This window comes from Bradyrhizobium valentinum, assembly GCF_001440405.1.
GTDB lineage: Bacteria > Pseudomonadota > Alphaproteobacteria > Rhizobiales > Xanthobacteraceae > Bradyrhizobium > Bradyrhizobium valentinum.
On sequence record NZ_LLXX01000013.1, the window covers coordinates 1 to 4862 of the forward strand.

Here is a 4862-nt window from a genome sequence, read left to right on the forward strand (position 1 = left end):
GCAATACATGCCCTGATCAATCATTCCCCTTGACAACCATATCCCCATACAAGCCCAGGTGGAATTGACAGCGCAGAGCTTCCGCGGTTCCGCTTACCTAGACGGGCGACCGGCCCAGCCGATCCAGATCTTCCAGCAGCCCGGGTCGAACGCCCTGGAAACGGCCAATCGCGTCATTGCGGCGATGGACACGCTGGGACGCAACCTGCCGGCCGGCATGGCATACAGCATTCCCTTCAATCCGACGGAGTTCATCGCCGAATCCGTCCACGAGGTCTACAAGAGCATCTTCGAAGCAATTGCGTTGGTCGTTCTGGTGGTCGTGCTGTTCCTGCAGACTTGGCGGGCTGCAGTCATACCGATCCTGGCAATCCCTATCTCGTTGATTGGCACCTTTGCCGTGATGGCCGCGCTTGGCTATTCGCTCAACAATCTCTCGCTTTTGGGACTCGTGCTTGCCATCGGCATCGTCGTCGATGATGCCATCGTCGTCGTGGAGAATGTGGAGCGTCATCTTCGCAACGGCCTCTCCCCCAGTGATGCTGCTCATCGGTCGATGGACGAAATCGGTGGGGCACTGATCGCCATCGCGCTCGTGCTCTGTGCGGTGTTTATCCCGGCTGCCATGATCTCCGGCATCTCTGGCCAATTCTTCCGCCAGTTCGCCGTGACCATCGCCGCTGCTACGGTCATCTCGGCATTTGTGTCCCTGACGCTGAGCCCCGCACTGTGCGCTATCCTGCTAAAGCCGCATGAGGAGGAGCAAGCGGCGCACAAGCGGAATTTTCTTGCTCGCGGGCGCGATGGATTTTTCCGGACCTTCAACGCAGTCTTCGACCGCCTGTCATGGGGCTACGGCGGGCTGACACGGCGATTGCTGCGGGTCAGCGCGCTGGTGCTCGTCGCTTATGTTGGGCTTCTCGGCTTGACCGGGTGGCAGCTCGCCCTGGCGCCAAGAGGTTTCATTCCTGTAATGGACCAGGGCTATTTCATTAATGCCGTACAGCTGCCGCCGGGATCGTCTCTCACCAGGACCGATGAGGTCCTGAAGAAAGTGTCAGACCGCCTGATGGCCACGGAAGGCATCGCCCATGTGGTCGCTATTGCAGGCCTCGACGGCGCAACCTTTACCAACTCGTCGAGTACCGGTCTGATCTTTGCGATCCTCTCGCCTTATCAGGCGCGGGCGGAGCGAGGCCTCAAGGTCGACCGGATCATCGCCTCAATACCGGTTCGCCTGGCGGACGTAGCCGAAGCGCGTGTTGTCCCGATCAAGCCTCCCTCCGTCCGCGGCATAGGCAACGCCGGCGGCTTCAAGATGATGATCGAAGACAGACGTGGCGGAACGGGGACGGAGATCGAGGCGATCGCGCAGCGCGTCCTCGCCGCGGCGAGCCGGGCCCCGGAGCTCACCGGCGCCTTCTCGCCTTTCAACACGGCCACGCCGAAGCTCTATGCGGACATCGACCGCGTGAAGGCAGAGATGCTGGGCGTTCCGGCCAGTCGCGTGTTCGAGACGCTCGAAGTGTATCTCGGCTCGGCCTACGTCAACGACTTCAACTTCCTAGGGCGGACATTCCAGGTCCGTGCGCAGGCGGATGGCCAGTTCAGGCGGGATCTGCCGGCGATTGAGAATTTCAAAACTCGCAGCGATTCCGGAGCCATGGTGCCGCTGAGCTCGGTGGCGACCTTTGAAGAGCGCACCGGTCCATACCGCGTTCCGCGCTACAATCTCTATCCCGCGGCCGAAGTGCAGGGGGCGGCGGCGGCCGGGTTTTCGACCGGCCAAGCGCTCGACAGGATGGAAAAAATCGCGGCCGAGACCTTGCCCGATGGCTATGGCTTCGAGTGGACAGAGCTTGCCCTGCAGGAAAGACTCGCCGGCAATACGGGACTTCTGGTCTTTGCAGCCTCGGTCGTATTCGTTTTCCTGCTGTTGGCGGGCCAGTACGAAAGCTGGACGTTGCCGCTATCGGTGATCCTGATCGTGCCAATGTGCTTGCTGGCAGCGCTCGCCGGGCTTCGCCTCTTCTCGATGGACATGAACATTCTGGCGCAGATCGGGTTGGTCGTGCTGATCGGCCTGGCGGCCAAGAACGCAATTGTGATCGTGGAGTTCGCACGGCAAGCGGAGCATGAGGGAATGAACCGCGCTGGCGCGGCGATTCAGGCGGCGCGGGTGCGCTTGCGTCCGATTCTGATGACGTCTTTCGCCTTCATCCTCGGCGTCTTGCCGCTGGTTATGGCGACCGGCGCAGGTGCGGAGATGCGTCAATCTCTCGGCACCGCAGTCTTCTTCGGCATGCTAGGAGTAACGGCTTTCGGGTTGATCTTCACGCCTGTGTTCTATGTCGTTTGTCGTGCATTGGAGCGAGAGCGTCTATCGTCATGAACAATAAGGCTGCTTGGCGCGAGGCGACCTCGGTAGCTGCAGAGATACTCCCATCGACGGCGAGTTCCAGGCGGAAAGAATGGTGCCTTGAAGTAACCGCCGACCGCCAAAAGCCTTCTCACGTGATCCGCGTCACTGGAGTGAAAAGTAAGGCCGCACCCACGGCACCTTCTCAATCGGGTGCAACGCCCGCTCGATGCCGGGTACCCCGCCTTTACGCCGATCGCTGCAGGTGGTCGCCTCGTCGAGCGATAGCGGCTGTGTTGGTTCCGGGAGTTGCGTCGTGTCTTGGTCCCTGCGCATTGGGGAGCCCATGTGCCCGGCGGCCGGCGGCTCGTCACGCTCCGGGACGCGATCAAACATCTGAGCGAGACCATTCCGAAATCCGAGCATGATCAGCCGAAGGTTCAGCACGCGGCTGCCGGCCTGACTGGCGCCGCCGAAGGACGCGATATCGCCATGAATGCGAGGATTTGCCGTGATTCAGGCAAGCCAAGAGAAATGCTGCTCCTCCTCCACTGCGAGAGTAGGGCAAGCAGTCCCATTGGGGAAAGCGACAGCTGAAGAGAGACCAATGACGGTATTCGTCTACATCCAACACCAGCAACCAGGTCGGTGACGTCGACCACATTGAGCGCGACAATGTGCTAGACCTCAGGGTCATGCCTGATCGCGTCTCGTCGCTTTGCTGCTGGGGCTGGGCGCATCATGAAAGGAGAATCCCATGCCAAATCTGGAAGAGGCCATTCGCGAACGGCTATAGTTATCCTTGGTGCCATCTTAGTGGTCGCAGGAAGCGCGATTGTATTCGGGTGCGCTATCTTTTGGGCTTGGTCTGCTTACCGGCAACAGCGATTGAGCGGCCCAGACGAGGGGAGTCATCCACCCGAGGTCCCAACACCGTAATGGGCAGGATGCTGGGTCAGAAAATAGTTTCTGAAAGCGGGCAAGTTCTTAGTCGCGCATCGATAGGGATATCCCAAGCTTTGCTGCCATAACGGTCGTCGCACCGGGAGTCCGCTTCAACGCTTTTGCGATCTTGGCGACGCCTGACTTTGCCTTTGCCATGGTCTTCATTGTTCGAACATCGTCCTTTGTCCACGCGCGGCGAACTACCTTCTTAGCTTTTGCCATTCTTTCTCCGAATCGTACGAGGGCGGAGCCGGGCTTCTATCATGACCGTCTACGTTGGCGATAATGAACAAGACTACATTGCGAGAATGTGAATGCGACCTTGCCACGTGAAATTCAAATGTGTGAACTAGATTACTGTTTCGGCCGGAAAAAACGGGCATGTAACCTCGCGTTTCGAGGGGACAATTCCAGCATGGATGACCGATTTTATAGGGATAGAGCGCGCGTCCTGCGGGACCTTGCGGATGAGGCAGACCCGTTGATTAAGCAACGGCTTTTGCGTCTTGCGAACAATTACGACGATATAGCCACAAAGACGATACGTAATCACGCGGAAGAACGACCTGAGCTGGGTCGTGACGTAAATTAGCCGATTTAGGGCTTCGACCGGCGGGTGGTAAAAATGACGCATCCGCAGAAATCAAGTACCCGACACCGACCGCGCTTGCAGACAAAGTAGTTCAGATTGACCAAGCAATTGCATTTCGAGGTCTAGAATCGATCGGCCCGTTCGGCTTTCAGAGTCGCCAAGAGTGAAGAACTCGTACACGCGGTTGCTTCCGATGCGTGGCATGTAGCGGCGGGTTCTGCAATCATCGATGGCGAAGCCGTGTACCCGCTCAAGACGGGACGACAGCGGCGAACCGCCGCTGCCGTTACATCCCGCGGCAATTGATGCAGATCGACGTGGCCCAGTTCCCCAAGCTTGTCCTTGATAATGCGGCGTTTCTCCTCACGCATCGCCGGCGTGCGCGGTTCAGCTGTAGCGTCTCAGCACCCGATAGATCGTTATGGGCGAAGGTACCTTCTCGCGCGTCTCAAGCAAGACGGCATGAATCTCGTAGCGGTTCATTCCTCGCCTGCGATGGGCGACGTCGATCCCTTCCGGCTCGCGCCGTTCCCGCCGTTTGGGTCCGCGCCGGCGCGGCAGCAGGTCCGCTTCCTCACCGCTCAGCAGATAGCGGTTATAATTATTTACGGAACGTCTGCGAGCAGGTCCCGTGGTGCCGGTAGAAGTTTTCCGACCCGCTTGAACAGCGTCGATCGGCCAGCCTTCACCGCCTCATATCCGGGATCAGAAAACGCCACTTCTGCAGATAGTTGCGCTCAATCGTCCGGCCATAAGCTGTTGTCCCGCATCGGATCGTCCTCCAGTGGAGCGATCCAATCAGCGAATTAGTGTCCGTTGACTCATTCGCGACCGGGTTGAGCCAGCGGCACCGAAGGTAATAATCAAAACGGCAAAAGTAAATCGCTGGCCCATTATGCGGTCACTGGCCGGATGTACGCCAGCGTCACGAACCCCGGCTTGATGCGGGGGGTCGTTTCAGGATGA

1 protein-coding gene is annotated in these 4862 nt (G+C 58.9%); it reads left to right on the forward strand.

Annotation, left to right across the window (positions count from 1 at the left end; all coding sequences use genetic code 11):
- Positions 1 to 58 precede the first annotated feature (58 nt).
- Positions 59 to 2392 carry an efflux RND transporter permease subunit gene (locus CP49_RS01280; protein WP_057848488.1) on the forward strand — a complete coding sequence of 778 codons (2334 nt, stop codon included), beginning with the start codon at positions 59 to 61 and terminating at the stop codon, positions 2390 to 2392.
- Positions 2393 to 4862: the final 2470 nt, after the last annotated feature.